Annotated in this window: 13 protein-coding genes; 4 read left to right on the top strand and 9 right to left on the bottom strand. The window is 61.6% G+C overall.

The genetic code is table 11. From position 1 onward, the window contains the following. The first annotated feature begins 20 nt into the window (after positions 1–20). Positions 21–254: an antitoxin gene (locus UAJ10_RS18315; protein WP_322916639.1), complete on the top strand. Its 234-nt coding sequence runs from the start codon at positions 21–23 to the stop codon at positions 252–254. Beyond that, on the top strand, positions 254–655 hold the full coding sequence (locus tag UAJ10_RS18310; protein ID WP_322916638.1) for a type II toxin-antitoxin system VapC family toxin: 402 nt from the start codon (positions 254–256) through the stop codon (positions 653–655). Before UAJ10_RS18315 ends, UAJ10_RS18310 begins: the two co-directional genes overlap by 1 nt. A gap of 3 nt (positions 656–658) precedes the next feature. Here UAJ10_RS18310 and UAJ10_RS18305 read toward each other — a convergent pair whose 3' ends face one another. Beyond that, positions 659–1198: a MarR family winged helix-turn-helix transcriptional regulator gene (locus UAJ10_RS18305; RefSeq protein WP_322916637.1), complete on the bottom strand. Its 540-nt coding sequence runs from the start codon at positions 1196–1198 to the stop codon at positions 659–661. Positions 1199–1545: 347 nt separating this feature from the next. Here UAJ10_RS18305 and UAJ10_RS18300 point away from each other — a divergent pair, with 347 nt between their 5' ends. Then, positions 1546–2343 carry an SDR family NAD(P)-dependent oxidoreductase gene (locus UAJ10_RS18300; protein ID WP_322916636.1) on the top strand — a complete coding sequence of 266 codons (798 nt, stop codon included), beginning with the start codon at positions 1546–1548 and terminating at the stop codon, positions 2341–2343. Positions 2344–2505: 162 nt separating this feature from the next. Here UAJ10_RS18300 and UAJ10_RS18295 read toward each other — a convergent pair whose 3' ends face one another. The 5 genes from UAJ10_RS18295 to UAJ10_RS18275 form a co-directional block, all read right to left on the bottom strand. Beyond that, complete coding sequence (locus tag UAJ10_RS18295) at positions 2506–3966, bottom strand: lipase family protein (protein ID WP_322916635.1); 1461 nt, start codon at positions 3964–3966, stop codon at positions 2506–2508. A 595-nt stretch (positions 3967–4561) separates the two neighbouring features. After that, positions 4562–4762, bottom strand: coding sequence for a hypothetical protein (locus UAJ10_RS18290; protein ID WP_322916634.1), 201 nt, complete (start codon positions 4760–4762; stop codon positions 4562–4564). Between the two features lie 527 nt (positions 4763–5289). Then, positions 5290–5625: a MoaF-related domain-containing protein gene (locus UAJ10_RS18285; protein ID WP_322916633.1), complete on the bottom strand. Its 336-nt coding sequence runs from the start codon at positions 5623–5625 to the stop codon at positions 5290–5292. Between the two features lie 134 nt (positions 5626–5759). Next, positions 5760–8066, bottom strand: a complete 2307-nt coding sequence (locus UAJ10_RS18280) for a TonB-dependent receptor (RefSeq protein ID WP_322916632.1) — start codon at positions 8064–8066, stop codon at positions 5760–5762. A 317-nt stretch (positions 8067–8383) separates the two neighbouring features. Then, complete coding sequence (locus UAJ10_RS18275; protein WP_322916631.1) at positions 8384–10693, bottom strand: TonB-dependent receptor; 2310 nt, start codon at positions 10691–10693, stop codon at positions 8384–8386. A gap of 379 nt (positions 10694–11072) precedes the next feature. Between UAJ10_RS18275 and UAJ10_RS18270 the strand changes: the two genes are divergently transcribed. Then, positions 11073–12641 carry an ATP-binding protein gene (locus UAJ10_RS18270; RefSeq protein WP_322916630.1) on the top strand — a complete coding sequence of 523 codons (1569 nt, stop codon included), beginning with the start codon at positions 11073–11075 and terminating at the stop codon, positions 12639–12641. 165 nt (positions 12642–12806) lie between these two features. On the opposite strand, the gene UAJ10_RS18265 is transcribed toward UAJ10_RS18270, so the two are convergent. The 3 genes from UAJ10_RS18265 to UAJ10_RS18255 all read right to left on the bottom strand — a co-directional run bounded on the left by UAJ10_RS18265 (position 12807) and on the right by UAJ10_RS18255 (position 14336). Next, positions 12807–13115, bottom strand: coding sequence for a hypothetical protein (locus tag UAJ10_RS18265; RefSeq protein ID WP_322916629.1), 309 nt, complete (start codon positions 13113–13115; stop codon positions 12807–12809). 151 nt (positions 13116–13266) lie between these two features. Further along, positions 13267–13707: a hypothetical protein gene (locus tag UAJ10_RS18260; protein ID WP_322916628.1), complete on the bottom strand. Its 441-nt coding sequence runs from the start codon at positions 13705–13707 to the stop codon at positions 13267–13269. Then, complete coding sequence (locus tag UAJ10_RS18255) at positions 13704–14336, bottom strand: lysozyme family protein (protein WP_322916627.1); 633 nt, start codon at positions 14334–14336, stop codon at positions 13704–13706. Before UAJ10_RS18255 ends, UAJ10_RS18260 begins: the two co-directional genes overlap by 4 nt. Positions 14337–14555 lie beyond the last annotated feature (219 nt).

Below are 14555 nucleotides of genomic sequence, written 5' to 3'. Positions count from 1 at the left end.
TGCCAATTTATGAGGGCATCATGTTTCCGGAACGTCACGTCAAACTGTTCAAGAACGGCCGCAACCAGGCGGTTCGCATTCCCCGGGAATTCGAATTACCGGGCGAGGATGCGGTTATGCGTAAGGAGGGGGACCGGCTGATCATTGAACCGGTTAAGCGCAAGTCCCTTCTGGCGCTGTTGGCTGAATGGGAGCCTTTGGATGAAGGCTTGCCCGAGATTGAAGACCTTCCGGCAGAGGATGTGAACCTGTAGTGCGCTACTTGCTGGACACCAATATCATTTCCGATCTGATGCGGAACCCTGATGGACCTGTGGTTGCCCGTGTGGCCCAGGTTGGTGAGGATGCAGTGTGCACCAGCATCATTGTCACGGCGGAACTGCGGTTCGGGGCGGCTAAGAAAGGCGCGAAATGGTTAACCGCCCGGCTGGAAGATGTGCTGGCGCGTCTGGAGGTCCTGTCCTTGGAAGCGCCCATGGACGTGGCTTATGGCCAATTGCGGTCCCGTCTGGAGGGGATGGGAAAGCCTATTGGTGCCAATGACATGCTGATCGCCGCCCAGTGTTTGGCGCTCGACTGCACGCTCGTGACGGATAACGAGCGCGAGTTCGCCCGTATCGAAGGATTGCGGGTGGAAAACTGGCTGCGCGGGTAGCGTTTATTCCCCCCGCTTGAACGCCTCTGCGAATTCCTCGGACGCCACGATGGCCAGGGCGCGGCGCAGGGCGGCGGACTCCTCCGCGCCGAACAGGGCGTCGAAGCGGCTTTGGGCCACGTGCCACAGCGCCTGGCCCTCCGCCTGCTTGGCCTCGCCCTTTTCGGTCAGGCGGGCGCGCTTGACGCGGCGGTCGCGAGCGTCGGGCACCAGTTCGACATAGCCGTCGCGGACCAGCGGCTTCAGGGTATGGCCCAGGGCGGAGAGGTCCATGACCATGGCGGCGGCCAGGTTCTGCAGCGTGCCGGCGGCGGGGTCGGACGCGGCCGCGGCCAGCTTCAGGTGGGTCAGCAGGGTGTGCTGGGTGGGCATCAGGCCGGCCGGCGCCGATATGTCGCCGTAAAGCTGACCCAGGCGGCGGGCGGCGCGGCGCACGGCCGTGTTGGTGCAATAATCCCAGCCCCAGCGATCCGACTGGCCTTCCCTCGGGCCTTCATCCAATGCCGGCGCCGTTGGCGCGGAGGCGGGGGCGGGTTCGTCCAATTCCGTGATCCTTTCAAGACCGGCTTTTCCAAGACCGGCGGGCGGGTTCCGGTCAATCTGCCATCCGACATCGCGACAGGGCCAGGATAGGCGCCCCCGGCGATGAGGGCCATTCCCACCGTCACAAGACTCACCGCACAGGGCCCACCGTCATAGGGACCCCCGTCCCGGCACGTCATATGGGGCGGCCGACCCGGCGCCGGCATCCGCCCTGCGATGCCGCCGGCGCGGGGCTCGAGGTTCATAAGCCCGATTGACTTGCATGATAATAGTGGCATATACCAGTTTCGTGATCAACGACGCCGACGGCGCCCCGCTTCCACCGTTTCTTCCAAAAGGAAAATCCCATGAGCACCAAAGGTACCGCCCTCGTCACCGGCGCCTCTTCCGGCATCGGCGCCACCTATGCCGACCGCCTGGCCCGCCGCGGCTATGACCTGATCCTGGTGGCGCGCAACCAGGACCGGCTGAACGAAGCCGCCGCCCGCTTGGCCGCCGAGACCGGCGTCAAGGTCGACGTCCTGCCGGCCGACCTGTCCAATCAGGCCGATGTGGAGACGGTGGAACGGCGCCTGCGCGCCGACGCCGCCATCACCCTGCTGGTGAACAACGCCGGCCTGGGCCCCAAGGGGGGCTCGCTGGACAGCGACATCGCCTACCAGGACACCATGATCGCGGTGAACGTCACGGCGGTGAACCGCCTGGCCATCGCCGCCACCGACGCCTTCGCCGCCAAGGGCGCCGGCACGGTGGTCAACGTCGCCTCCGTCGTCGCCCTGATCCCGGAGATGTTCAGCGCCACCTACGTCGGCACCAAGGCCTTCGTCCTGGCGCTGACCCAGTCGCTGCAGGCCGAGACCGCCAAGGCCGGCAAGGCCGTGAAGTTCCAGGCCGTGCTGCCCGGCCTGACGCGGACGGAGATTTTCGAGCGCGTGGGCAGGTCCTTCGACGACATGGACCCGAACATGGTCATGGAGGTGGGCGAGATGGTGGAGGCGGCGCTGGCCGGCCTGGACCAGGGTGAGCTGGTCACCATCCCCTCGCTGCCCGACCCGGCCGATTTCGACGCGCTGAACAAGGCCCGCTACGCCCTGGGCCCCAACCTGTCGCGCAACCACGCCGCCAGCCGTTACAAGGCCGGTTGATACCCGTGGCATTTGACCGTGAACGGTCAAATGCCCCCTCATCCGCCGGGCGCCAGCATCCGCTGGCTTGGCTTCCTCGCTGCGCCCTGCGGTACTCGCTCCGGCGCCCGCAGTCGCGGGCTACAGCGACACGAGCCAACATCTCGTGCCGCTGGTACAATCTCAGGGCGTGTCGATGTCCGTCCCGCTGGGCTTGCGGTCCTTGAAGTCCAGCGGGGCGGGTGTCACGGCGCCCAGGCGGAAGACGGCCCGGTCGACGTGGCGCCTCAGCACCACGTCGACGTAGGTCGTCTCATTGGGCCGCAGGGCCAAGGCCAGGCCGGCGCCGTCGGTGCGGAACTCCACCGGGGCATAGCCGACGAAGCCGTCGCCGGCGGCGGGCCGCGCCTGGACGCGCAGGCCGAAATGGGCGCCCGGCAGCCGCGCCATGACGTCGTAATCCAGGTAGTAGACCAGGCAGTTGGGTGAGACGCCGTTGCGCTGCCGGTCGACGAAGAAGCCCTTGGGCAGGTCGTCCGGGGTGTAGTCCGGGCCGCCCAGCAGGTAGAGGTCGAAATCGTCCACCGCGTCGCCCTGGTCGTCGCGGATGCGGAAGACCAGCTGGCTGTGGCGCTGCCCCTCGTCCGGCCGGGCCTGGGCCACGGCCTGCTGGGTGGCGTCGGTCAGGGCCGCCAGCGCCGCCACGCGGGCGCCATAGGCCGCCGGGCTGTCGACCTGCAGGCAGCGCAGGATTTCCGCCACCACCGGCTTGGCGGCGGCGTTGCCCAGGGTGACGCTGCCCATGATGCCCAGGCTGTCGCCGGAATGGCTGGCGTCGGGAATGACGCCGAAGGCCAGGGGCGGTCGCGGCATCCGGGGCCCGCCATCGGGGCTGAGCGCGGCGGCCGGTTGCCCGTCGAAATGCGGATGCGGGTTGACCACCAACGCCGCCGTTTCCACCAGCCTCAGGAAAAGGCAGTTCAGGTTGGCGCCCGCCACGCGCACCACGCCGTCCGATCCTTCCTCCGCCAGGTAGGAGTTGAGGAAGTCGTAGAAGTGGGCGTCGATGGTCTGCCCCGTCAGCACGAAGGGGTAGAGGCCCACGGCCATGGGGTCATAGTCCAGCCAGCGGCCGTTCAGGCGCCACTGGTCGGCGCTGCCCAGGGCCAGCCAGTCCAGGATGCGCTCCCCCGGTTCCACGCCGTTGAAGAAGGCCTTGATGCGGCCCACCCGCTCCTTGCCCAGGGTGGCGAGGGGGGAGCCGTGATTGGCCGGCGCCAGCATGACCAGGTGGCGCAGCGGCGAGGGGCCCAGCCCGGCGCCGGTATCCAACATGCGCGTCACCCATTCCCGCACCACCGGGCCGCCGGTGGAATGGGTGACGCAGGAGAAGTCGGGCAGGGGCGCGCCCGCCGGGGCGCCGGGCGGCAGCAGCGCGTCGCGCAGCGCCCGGTCGAAGGCCCGCACCACGTCGGCCATGGTGATCGCATCCTGGAAGCTGACGTAGCTGCCCAGGTGGATTCGCACCACCGTCAGGTTCAGGCCGGGCGCCGTCAGCGCCGCCTGCGCCGCCAGGGCGGCCGGCAAGCCGCCGTAGCTCGCGGTGCTGGTGACGCTCCAGCCGTGCACGAAGACCAGGATCATGGGGGCCCCGACACCGCTCTTAGTGACTGTTTCAAAAGTACCATTTTACCGAATGGTTTAATATTTGAGCCGCCAAAAGAGTACGAAGAATTTTGCAGGAGCATTGATCTGGACTGGGTGAAATCCAGGATAAATCATGTTATAAATTTTTAGCCGAATTATCTGGAAGGCAATTTGACGAGTTGCGGACCCGGACCCTCGCGCATTCTCCTCGACTCTCATCTGTGTAATATACTAAGAACCAATATATAATTCGACCAATAAGATATCGCATCTTGTCCTTCGTTCTGTAAAACTTCCCATCAGTTTCATAAATTAGTAAATTATGCGCCCATCAGCGGAGAACTCATATGCCATATGAAATACATAAATTCTCAATGGAAGTGAGCAGCACATCCATTCGAGAAATGAGTCTAATGTCATTGGATGAGTATAAGGAATACGTTCGAGAGTATCTGATTTGGGTGGATCATCATGATGTGTTGCGATCGACGCCAGCGGAATACCCAATAGCCACCAAGAAATCTCAACTTGATGCGTTAATTGAGGCTCTAAAGGAGATTCGTCACAAACTTAGTGACGATTAAACACGGGCCTACTCCATCCAGTGCTTGCCTTTCTCTCCACGAAGCTCACGTATGCGGTGATGGAGCGCACCTACGACTTTATCAGCTTCTGCAAATTCGATGGAATCCACACCCTTTGATATCGCCAAAGCATCAGCACGCTTTTTGGCTTCCACATATTCATTTTGGCAGCGCGTCAATTCGGCACCGTCTTCAAGGCTGATGATCATATTGTCCTCCTGTTATGGGATTTAGTATTTAGGACGCATTACCGCTTATCGATTCCCTCAAGCCATTAATACGAATCAGTGCTTTCGCGTTGAGTAGGATGAGATCAAATCGTCATACTCAGCGATATCCGCCTGAAGAGTAGCAATTGCCATCGGCGGATTGAGCCCAGGCCCTGACGTAAAGAATTCCACCTGCTGCTGTAACGCGGCTCGACTACATTCCCATTCAGGGATCAGATCCGTCACTTGCATCACGTCATCTCCTTCAAGGTTGCCATATCTAGGAATGTGGCGATGTCTGATGGCGGCTCAAGGCTGCCCAAATGGTCAGCCACACCCCCTACCCATACCCCTACCCTGATCAGTGTGACGCGGATTTAGCTGACGATAAGCTGTTGGCGCGAATCGGCTTTTCCGCGCTTTCTGAGGGACTTTCGAAACAGTCACTTGCCCAATTGCGCCCTATCACGGCGCGCAGTATAGCCGGGCGGCCCCGCAGGGCCAGCCGCGCTTCACCCAGCCGCGCTTCATAGGGCCCCCGCCGTCTCCCTCACCTGGACGAAGGTGCCGTGGTCCTGGAAGAAGGTCAGGTCGGGATTGGTGATATTGGTGACGATGGTGTGGCGGGCATAGTCCTCGACATGCACCACCGTGGTCTTGTCCGCCTCCTGCCAGGTCACCAGGAATTGGTCGTCGCGCAATTCCTCCACGCGGATGGCCACGGTTTCCGAGGGGCCCCGGCTGCCGTCCTTGCGGATGCCGGTGTAGGTCAGCGACGTGATCGAGGTGAAGTGCAATTCAACCCGGAAGGTGCTGAAGGTCACCAGGTAACGGTGGCCGACGGCGGGGAAGGGCTTGGCCATGGTTGGTCTCCGCACGGGGGATGCGCCGGGGCGGGGCGTCCTTCCCGGCATGCGTCACCTTAGCAGAGGCGGCCACGCTGAATTGCAACCATAAGGGGTGTAACCCTTCAGGGGATGGCGCTTGGCGTGTGACCTCAGTATTCAACCCGCACCCGCACGCCATACAGGCGGGGTGGGCGGATGCTTTCGGTGTTGTAGCCGGCGCCCAGGCCCTGGGCGGGCTGGTAGCCGCTGGTCACCACCGCCTGGTTCTCCACGTTGTTGACATAGCCCGTGACGCTCCACCACGCTTGGCCGGGGGTGTAGGTCAGGCGCAGGTTGGTCATGTGGTACCCGCCCTGCAGCTGCTGCGGCGCGTAGTCGTAGGCGGTCTGGTAGGAGGAGGAGAGGTGGACGTCCGCCGCCGCCGTGACCGTGCCACCGCCGTCCAGGCGGAAATCGTGCTGGTAGCCGAGGATGGCGGTCCAGCGCGGGGCGTTGATGGCCGGCTTGCCGGCGCAGTCCACCGTCCAGATCCTGGCGGCGCCGACGGGCTTGGGCACGGCCGTGGCCGAGGCGTTGGTGTAGGCGCAGCCCACGGCCGGCGTGGCCCCCAGGCCGCTGTAGTAGCGGTAGTGGAAGTCGTCGTAGGCGGTGTCCAGGTACTGGCCGCTGGCGGTCAGCAGGTCGTCCGCCGTCACCTGCCACTTGCCGTCCACCGCTAGACCGCGCATGTGCGCCCGCCCGGCGTTCTGCGTCACCAAGAGGGCGGCGTAGGGCGCCAGCGCCACGCCGGTCTGCACCGGGGCGGTATAGGTGATCTGCTGGTCGCGGTATTCGTAGTCGAACGCCTCCAGGTTCACCTGGGCCTTGCCGTTCAGCAGGCTGTTCTTCAGGCCCACGGTGTAGGCCGTCAGATGCTCCGGCCCATAGTAGTCGCGCTGGTTGACGGGGGAGGAGAAGAAGCCCCCCGCCTTGAAGCCGGTGGCGATGCTGGCATACAGCAGGGAGCCGGGGGCCACGTCGTAGTCCGCCCCCACCTTCCAGCTGGCGCCGTTCCAGTCGTGCCGATCTTGACGCGGCAGCAGGGTGGGGAAGGCGGCGGAGAAGGTGTTGCTGCCGAACAGGATGGCTTGCGCCTTCTCCTCGTGCGACAGGCGGCCGCCGGCCGTCAGCCGCAGGTCCGGCACCACGGCGTAGGTCACCTGGCCATAGGCGGCCTCGGACTCGGTATTCAGGTCGCCCTTGCCCACGGCGTGCTGGATGTAGTTGTCGTAGTACTGGTTGGCGTAGAGCTTCTCGTTGAAATAGCTGACGCCGCCCACCCAGCTCAGCGGTCCCTGGCCGTTGTTGGACGTCAGGCGCGCGTCGGCGGAGGTGGCGCGGGAGCGGCCCGTGAGGCTGAAGGCGCTGGGCACATAGGCCAGGTAATGCTCATCCATGCCGCGATAGGCCGGCGTCAGGGTCAGGGTGGCGAAGCCCAGGTCCTTCACGATGTCGGCCTTCAGGCCCCAGGACTTGTCGTCGATGAAGCCGTCGTCGCGGGCGTTGCGGATCAGCGGGTTCAGGCGGGCCAGCGGCGGCAGGGCGGCGTAATAGGCCTTCACCGCCGCCGGGTCGGACGGGCCGACCCAGGGGTTGTCGCCGTTCACGAAGGGGTACTGCACCTGGGCGTCGCCCTTGCCGCCCCGATGGGCGTAGTCGGCGGCCAGGCGCACATGCAGGTCGTCCGCCGGCTCCAGCAGCACCTGCACGCGGCCCGCCTGGCTCTGGTCGTCGTCATAGCCGTCGGAGAGATAGCCCCTGCGGTCCACCACCTGGGCCGCCACGCGCAGCGCCGCCTTGTCCGCCAGCGGCACGTTCAGCGCGCCCTCGCCCTTGCGCAGGTTGTAGTTGCCGAACTCCAGCGAGGCGTGGCCCGAGGTCTGGCCCAGCACCGGCACCTCGGGCACGACGTTCAGCACGCCGGCCGAGGCGTTGCGGCCGTACAGCGTGCCCTGCGGGCCGGGCAGCAGCTCCAGCCGCCGCAAATCATAGAACACCCCGCTGGCGCCGGCGGGGCGGGCGACGTAGACGCCGTCCAGGTTGAAGGCCACCGACGGCTCGGCATAGCTGCTGACGATGTAGCTGCCGATGCCGCGCACGTAGAGCTGCGGCGTGCCGCCGGCCGCCGGCGCCACCACCAGGGCCGGCAGCACGCGGGACAGGTCGGCGGTGTTGGTCAGGCTGCCGGCCGCCAGCGTGTCGCCGGTCACGGCCTGCACGGCCACGGGGGCGGACTGCAGCGTCTCCACCCGCTGTTCCGCCGTGACCACGATGTCTTTCAGCACGGCATCGGATGCGGCGTCCGCCGGGTCGGCGCCGCCGGTGGCGCCCGCGGCGGCGGCATAGGGCGCGGCAAAGGGGGCGGTGGCCAGGAAAAGGGTGGCCATGGCCGTCGCCGGCCGGAACAGTCGGTTCATCTGTGTCCCCAACGCATGGCGCTGTTCGCCGGGCCCGGGCGGGGTCCGGGGCGCCGCTTGGGCGGACGCCGGTCGTGCCTATGCAGACGGGGGCAGGAGACAGAAAAGAAGCGTTCCACGCAACGAAATAATAATACGATTTTATAAGAATTTGTCACTGATACCGGCGCAACACACCATTCACGGCGCCGCCCCGCCCCCGACCTTGCCCGGTGGGCGGAAACGGCGCCGTTCCTTCAATCAGTATTTGTGAAACACGGTTTTATTAATGTGCCCGGCCTTTCAATACCGCGGGGCCTTTCAATACCGCCGGCCCCTCAATACCGGACCGTGGCGCGCACGCCGTAGGTGCGGGGCGGGCGGATGTTGGCGTAGTTCAGGCCGTCGCCGAAGGCCTGGTTGGGCTGATAGCTGGTGCTGACCACCGCCTGGTTTTCCACGTTGTTGACATAGCCGGTGACGGACCACAGGTCGTCCGCCGAATTGTAGGTCAGGCGCAGGTTGGTCATGTGGTAGCCGCCCTGCACCTGCTCCGCCAAGTAATCATAGGCGGTGTAGTAGGAGGCGGAGAGGTAGACGTCCGCCGCCGCCGTCAGGCCGGACCCGTCGGCGAAGCGGAACTCATGCTCATAGCCCAGGTTGGCGGTCCAGCGCGGGGCGTTGGTGCCGGGCTTGCCGCTGCAGTTCACCGAATAGATGGCGGATGGCGGGACGGGCGCGGGGGCGGCGCCGGTGGCCACGGTGGCCGGACAGCCGACGGAGGGCGGCGCGCCGAAGTTGGAGAAGTAGCTGTAGCCGAAGCTGGTGTAGCGGCTGTCGATATACTGCACCGTGGCGGACAGCAGGTCCTGCGCCGTGGCCTTCCACCGCCCCTCCACCTCGACCCCCCGGATGCGGGAGCGGCCGACGTTCTGGGTCACGAAGATGGGGGCGTAGGGGGTGCTGGACGAACCGGTCAGCGTCGGCGCCAGATAGCTGATCTGCTGGTCGCGGTATTCATAGTCGAAGGCCTCGACGTTCAGCTGCACCTGGTTGTCCCAGAAGCGGTTCTTCAGGCCGATGCTGTAGGCCGTCAGATGCTCCGGGTTGTAGGTGTCGGGGCCGATGCTGGCGTAGAAGCCGCCCGCCTTGAAGCCGGTGCCGATGTTGGCGTACAGCAGCGACTGCGGCGCCACATCGTAATCCACGCCCACCTTCCAGGTGGCGGCGTTCCAGATGCGGTCGTCGGCGCGGGCGCTCAGCGCCGGTTTCACCGGGCTGAAGGTGGCGGTGCCGAACTGGCTGTCCTGCGTCTTCTCCTCATGGGTGAAGCGGCCGCCGGCCGTCAGGCGCAGGGTGTCGGTCAGCGCGTAGGTCAGCTGGCCGAAGGCCGCCGTCGTCTCATCCGTCAGCTTGCTGTCGATCACCGTTTCCATGACCCAGTGGTCATAGTCCTGGTTGGCCGTCACGTCCTCGGTGAAGTAATAGACGCCGGCCAGCCAGGTCAGCGGCCCGCCGTCCTTGGACGCCAGCCGCGCCTCCACCGATTTCTGCGCGCTGTCGCTTCCCACCCGGAAGGCGGAGGGGATGTAGGACAGGTAGTCCTCATGCACCTCGCGGTAGGCGGGGATGACGGTCAGGGTGGCGACGCTGAAATCGTGGCTGATCTCGGCATGCGTGCCCCAGAACTGGTCGTCGATGAAGCCGTCACCCTTGGCGTTCTCGATCAGCGGGTTGTGGGCGGAGGCCGGCGGCAGCCCGGCGTAATAGGCGGCGACCTCCCGGGGATCGGACGGGCCGATCCAGGGGTTGTCGGGATCGGCGTAGGGGTACTGCACCTGGCCGGAGCCCTTGCCGCCCCGGTGGTAATAGTCGCCGGACAGGCGCACCCGCCAATCCTCCGTCGGCTCCAGCAGCAGTTGCAGGCGCCCGGCTTGCCCCTGGTCGTCGTTGTAGCCATCGGTCAGGTAGCCCTTGCGGTCGATGACCATGCCCGAGGCGCGCAGCGCCGCCTTGTCGCTCAGCGGCACGTTGACGTAGGCGTCGCCCTTGCGCAGATCGTAATTGCCGATGTCCAGCGTGGCAGCGGCCGACAGCGCGTCCAGCTTCGGCGTCTCCGGCAGCACGTTGAGCGCGCCGCCCGAGGCGTTGCGGCCGTACAGCGTGCCCTGCGGGCCCTTCAGCACCTCCACCCGCTGGATGTCGTAGAAGAAGCCGTTGGCCCCGGCGGGGCGGGAGATGTAGATGCCGTCCAGGTTCACCGCCACCGACTGCTCGGCATAGGCGTTGCTGGCGAAGGTGCCCACGCCGCGCACATAGACCTGCGGCACGCCGCCCGCCGCCGGGGCGATCACCACCGAGGGCACGCTGCGCGTCAGGTCCGACACGTCGGCCACGCCCGCGTCCTTCAGCGCCGCCCCGCCCAGGGCCGACACGGCGATGGGCGCGTTCTGCAGGCTCTGCTCCCGCCGCTCGGCGGTGACGACGATCTCATCCAGCTGCGCCGGCTCGGTCGCGGCGGCGGCGTTTGCCTTCGCCGCCGGCGCCGCGTTTTGCGCCAGCGCGGTTGAGGAGAGGAGGGGGGCGCCCAAGGCAGGCGTCAGCATGAGGGCGACGGCAGCCGTCGCCGGACGCACGATCCGGTGCATATGTGTTCACTCCCTGCGCGGCCTCTGTTGGCCGGCCCCAGCCCCCACGGGGGAAACCCCGTGCTCTTCCAAGGGACTAGAGGCCGGGGCGCCGGTTCCCGGGCGCCTGCTGTGCCGCTACAGGCAAAGGTAGAACGCAACTATGCATTCATCAAATCGATAGACCGGATAGGGGTGTATCGGGGGAGGTGATTAAAGTTCGGTCTATCAAGGGAAATATTTAATAAGAGATGACATCTGGAAATTTTATTGTTCTCTCTGTTTGTGAATATGGTTCTCTTGTGTGCTTATGGATATAAATTTAAAATTGTATTTTCTACCTGTTATGCATTAGCGTTTGAGGAATAGCATTTGTCTCTATTGAGCATTAGGAGGAGACATGAAGGAACCCGCTGGCACGCTCGACGCTATGCCATCAAAGCGCCTGTTTCTTTCAATTATAGCAGATTATGACCTTAATAAATCAATCTGCGAATTGGTAGATAATGGGCTCGATGTTTGGGTTCGTGGAGGTCGGCGTTCAGCTATAAATATATGTATTGATGTCGATGTAGACCAGAAGACTATAAATGTAAAAGATGATGCCGGCGGGCTTCCTCGCACGGAATTGAGATACATTGTTGGTCCCGGACAAACTGGATCTTCAGCAAATGACGAGACGATTGGGATATTTGGCGTTGGGACGAAAAGAGCTGTTGTAGCTCTTGCTCAGGATATTAAAATAATAACAAGATTTAAAAAAGAGAAAACATACCAGATAGAATTTGATGATTCTTGGCTCAGCACTGAAAGTTGGGAGTTGGAAGTTTATCAGGTGGCCGACATTTCTCCTGGTTCCACAATAGTAGAGTTGAGTAAATTAAGAATACAACTCGACAATTTGAAATTGGAAAAACTAAAGACTCATCTTCAGGCCACATACGCAAAATTTATTAAAAATAATAATGTCAATATTATTTTAAATGGCGAGGCCATAGAGCCAATTTTTTTTGATAATTGGTCGTTTCCGCCAAATTACGAGCCGAGACACTATCATGGAGATTTATTCACTTCAGATAAAAGGAAGATCCGGGTTAACGCAATTGCTGGTCTTTCTAATGAATCTAGTCCAGGGCCGGGTGAGTATGGGGTTTATTTCTATTGTAACGACAGACTAATTGCTCGCGCACTAAAAACATTTGAGGTTGGGTTCATGAAGGGCTATGCAGGATTGCCGCATCCAAAAATATCTTTAACCAAGGTTATTGTATCTCTAAACGGTGATGCTCGGTCAATGCCGTGGAATAGCAGTAAGTCCGATATAAGCACCAAACATGAAGTTTTCCAGGCTTTGCATGATTGGCTGAATCAAGTTGTGAAAGATTACGCTGCCCTATCAAGGATATGGATGGGTGATTGGCCCGATAAAGTCTTTCAGTATAATGAAGGCGGTATAATTAATGTCCCTGTCGACAACTTCCCAACGGCTAGGAAATCCTATCTGCCCCCAGCGCCTAAATCCAAGCCTCGATATGCCGAAATTGTTGCTGAGTCAAATGTAAAAGTTGCAAAACAAAAGCCGTGGGCTCGTGGCTTGTACGAGGGTATTATAGCTGCGGATTTAATTTCCAAGCAACGGCAATTAGAGCAAAAGAATAAAATATCACTTATTGTTTTAGATAGTACTCTTAAGATCGCATTTAAGGAATTTCTAGTTAATGAATCTGGGGTGCATTATAGTGACCAGAAGCTATTAGATATCTTTTCGTCAAGACACAAAGTCCATCTTGAGGTTCAAAAATACGTAGCGATGAGCCAATCGGAGTGGCAAAAAATAAAATATTTCAGTGATATGAGAAATAGCTTAATACATAGGCGTGTTTCTGGGGCAGTTAGTGATTCTGATTTAGATGATTTTCGGAGTATTGTGGAGGATGTTCTTAAAAAATTATATAAATTGAAGTTTTAGGGCGCTTTACGTTTGAACGAGTTGGGGCTCCTTGAGCCATTGCTCCAAGGTCGAGGTGCGCTTTTGCTATCACTGAACACTAACATGTGAGTCATCTTCAGATAACGGTCGAACGACAGTCCCTCGCCTACGGCTAGGTTACTGCACCGCCAGACGACGCAGGGGTCACTTACCTCGGCCGAAGGGATGCTCGCCGCACACCGCCCTCTCATTAAGGGCGTCCGGCTTGGGCGCCTCCAGTGCCGCATAGAAGGTCACCACGATGGCGCCGTAGGTGGCGTTGGAGAGGGTGGGCTTGGGCCTCACGATGATGTGGCTCAGCTTCTTGGTGGGGCCGCAGCCGTTGGGGTCGGTTTTCCGGTTCAGGCCGGTGACCGTGTACAGGACGCCCTCGCCAAAGGGGCCGGCGGGCGTTACATCGTACGTGACCTTCCCCACGGTGATCTTGTCGCCGGTGATGTCAAGCGGGCCCATCGGATCGTTATTGGGGGCGGAGTCGGTCCATTTCCCCAGGAAGCGATCATCGGCCCGTGCCGATGCCATTCCGATCAGCAACAGAGGCAGCATCAGGATTGATGGAATGCGGTGGCTCATGTCGGTGGCATCGGGCGCGGATTGCCAAGCTTCACTTGTTCCGTCCAAAGGGGTGCTGGCCGCAGACGCCGAAGTCGGTTTTGATCGTTTCCGGCTTGGGTGCGTTTGGGCCGGAGTAGAAAATCACCACGATGGCGTCCTGGTTGACGGACGGGTCCGGCGGCAAGGGGTTGACCACCAGATAGGTCAGCTTTCCGGTGGGGCCGCATCCGTGCGGATCAGTCTTGCTGTTCAGGCCTTTGACGGCGTAGATCGTGCCCTGGCCAAAGGTGCCCTGTGGCGCCACGTCATAGGTGACTTTCCCCAGGGTGATCTTGTCGTTGGTGATCTCCAGACCCCCGATGGGATCCCGTTGCGGGGAATTATCGGTCCATTTGCCGAGGAAGCGGTCGTGATCGTCGGCGCAAGCCGTCGTCGTACCCGCCAGGATCAGGGCCAGAACCTGCAGCCCTTTTAAAATACCAAGCTTCAAGAACTCCTCCCATTCTGAGTGGCGGCGCAATTTTGAAAAAGGGCCGCCGTCTGTCGGTTACGCTCGGCCGAGATCCCGTGCCGGAAACAGCATTTTGCCGCTTCCGCCCAGTTCCCGCTATTGACCGCATGGTTCATGTTTGAATAGGCCATGAGCCCGGTCGCTCGATGGTGTCGTGTTTTGCCATGCCCAGCGCCGAGGTTATAAATCATGTCAAAGAGCGCGATCTTCGCGTCATCGGGGAAGTTGTCAAAATTTGAATAGATCAGTTTCAAATGCAAGTGGTCGGCGTTGATGTGAACATCGAGAAGATCGTCTGCGGTCTGCTGCTGAATCAGCAAGTCCGTCTTGTCCCGGTAGTATGCCGCCGCGTGCTTGTGGCTCGCCTTTTTTTGCTCATCCTTGCCGGCTGCCAGGGCCTTCCAGGCTGATTCGATGTCACTCTTGCTCACCGCTTGGAATGTGTTTTTGTTATAGAAGGGAAGGGCGGCGGCACTTTCCGCTGTGGGAAGCATCGTGCCGCAGCCCACCGTCACCAAGCCCTCCGTGTCGAGATACATCCACAGTATTTCGCCTTCCCATCGGGCCAGGTTGGCTCGAATCTTATCCAGTAACGCGGGGAGTATCATGGTCGTTTCCCTTGGTTTCTTATTCCAAGAATGTCCCATGGGCGTCCGGGTACCGCGCGTTCGGCACCGTGGCGCACACGTCAGGGAAATTGAAAGATCGGCTGCGGTTTCAAGTCCTGCCTGAATGGTAGAGCGTTGTTCCCCTTTCCCCTCCACAAAAGGGCTTATCCCGGCGCGTCCCGGTCGTGCGGCTGAAACCGGCGCCGCCCGCTCCAGCGG

The sequence above is a fragment of the Nitrospirillum guaranorum genome, from assembly GCF_034653275.1.
Lineage (GTDB): Bacteria > Pseudomonadota > Alphaproteobacteria > Azospirillales > Azospirillaceae > Nitrospirillum.
The sequence above is the reverse complement of the archived record's forward strand: the minus strand, read 5'-3'. Positions and strand labels throughout refer to the sequence as shown.

What these genes read in the sequence shown, in the direction of transcription:
- UAJ10_RS18315 (WP_322916639.1), top strand. Translation starts at nt 21, where the DNA reads ATGTTTCCGGAACGTCACGTCAAACTGTTCAAGAACGGCCGCAACCAG.
- UAJ10_RS18300 (WP_322916636.1), top strand. Translation starts at nt 1,546, where the DNA reads ATGAGCACCAAAGGTACCGCCCTCGTCACCGGCGCCTCTTCCGGCATC.
- UAJ10_RS18295 (WP_322916635.1), bottom strand. Translation starts at nt 3,966, where the DNA reads ATGATCCTGGTCTTCGTGCACGGCTGGAGCGTCACCAGCACCGCGAGC.
- UAJ10_RS18290 (WP_322916634.1), bottom strand. Translation starts at nt 4,762, where the DNA reads ATGATCATCAGCCTTGAAGACGGTGCCGAATTGACGCGCTGCCAAAAT.
- UAJ10_RS18285 (WP_322916633.1), bottom strand. Translation starts at nt 5,625, where the DNA reads ATGGCCAAGCCCTTCCCCGCCGTCGGCCACCGTTACCTGGTGACCTTC.
- UAJ10_RS18280 (WP_322916632.1), bottom strand. Translation starts at nt 8,066, where the DNA reads ATGAACCGACTGTTCCGGCCGGCGACGGCCATGGCCACCCTTTTCCTG.
- UAJ10_RS18275 (WP_322916631.1), bottom strand. Translation starts at nt 10,693, where the DNA reads ATGCACCGGATCGTGCGTCCGGCGACGGCTGCCGTCGCCCTCATGCTG.
- UAJ10_RS18270 (WP_322916630.1), top strand. Translation starts at nt 11,073, where the DNA reads ATGAAGGAACCCGCTGGCACGCTCGACGCTATGCCATCAAAGCGCCTG.
- UAJ10_RS18265 (WP_322916629.1), bottom strand. Translation starts at nt 13,115, where the DNA reads ATGGGCCCGCTTGACATCACCGGCGACAAGATCACCGTGGGGAAGGTC.
- UAJ10_RS18255 (WP_322916627.1), bottom strand. Translation starts at nt 14,336, where the DNA reads ATGATACTCCCCGCGTTACTGGATAAGATTCGAGCCAACCTGGCCCGA.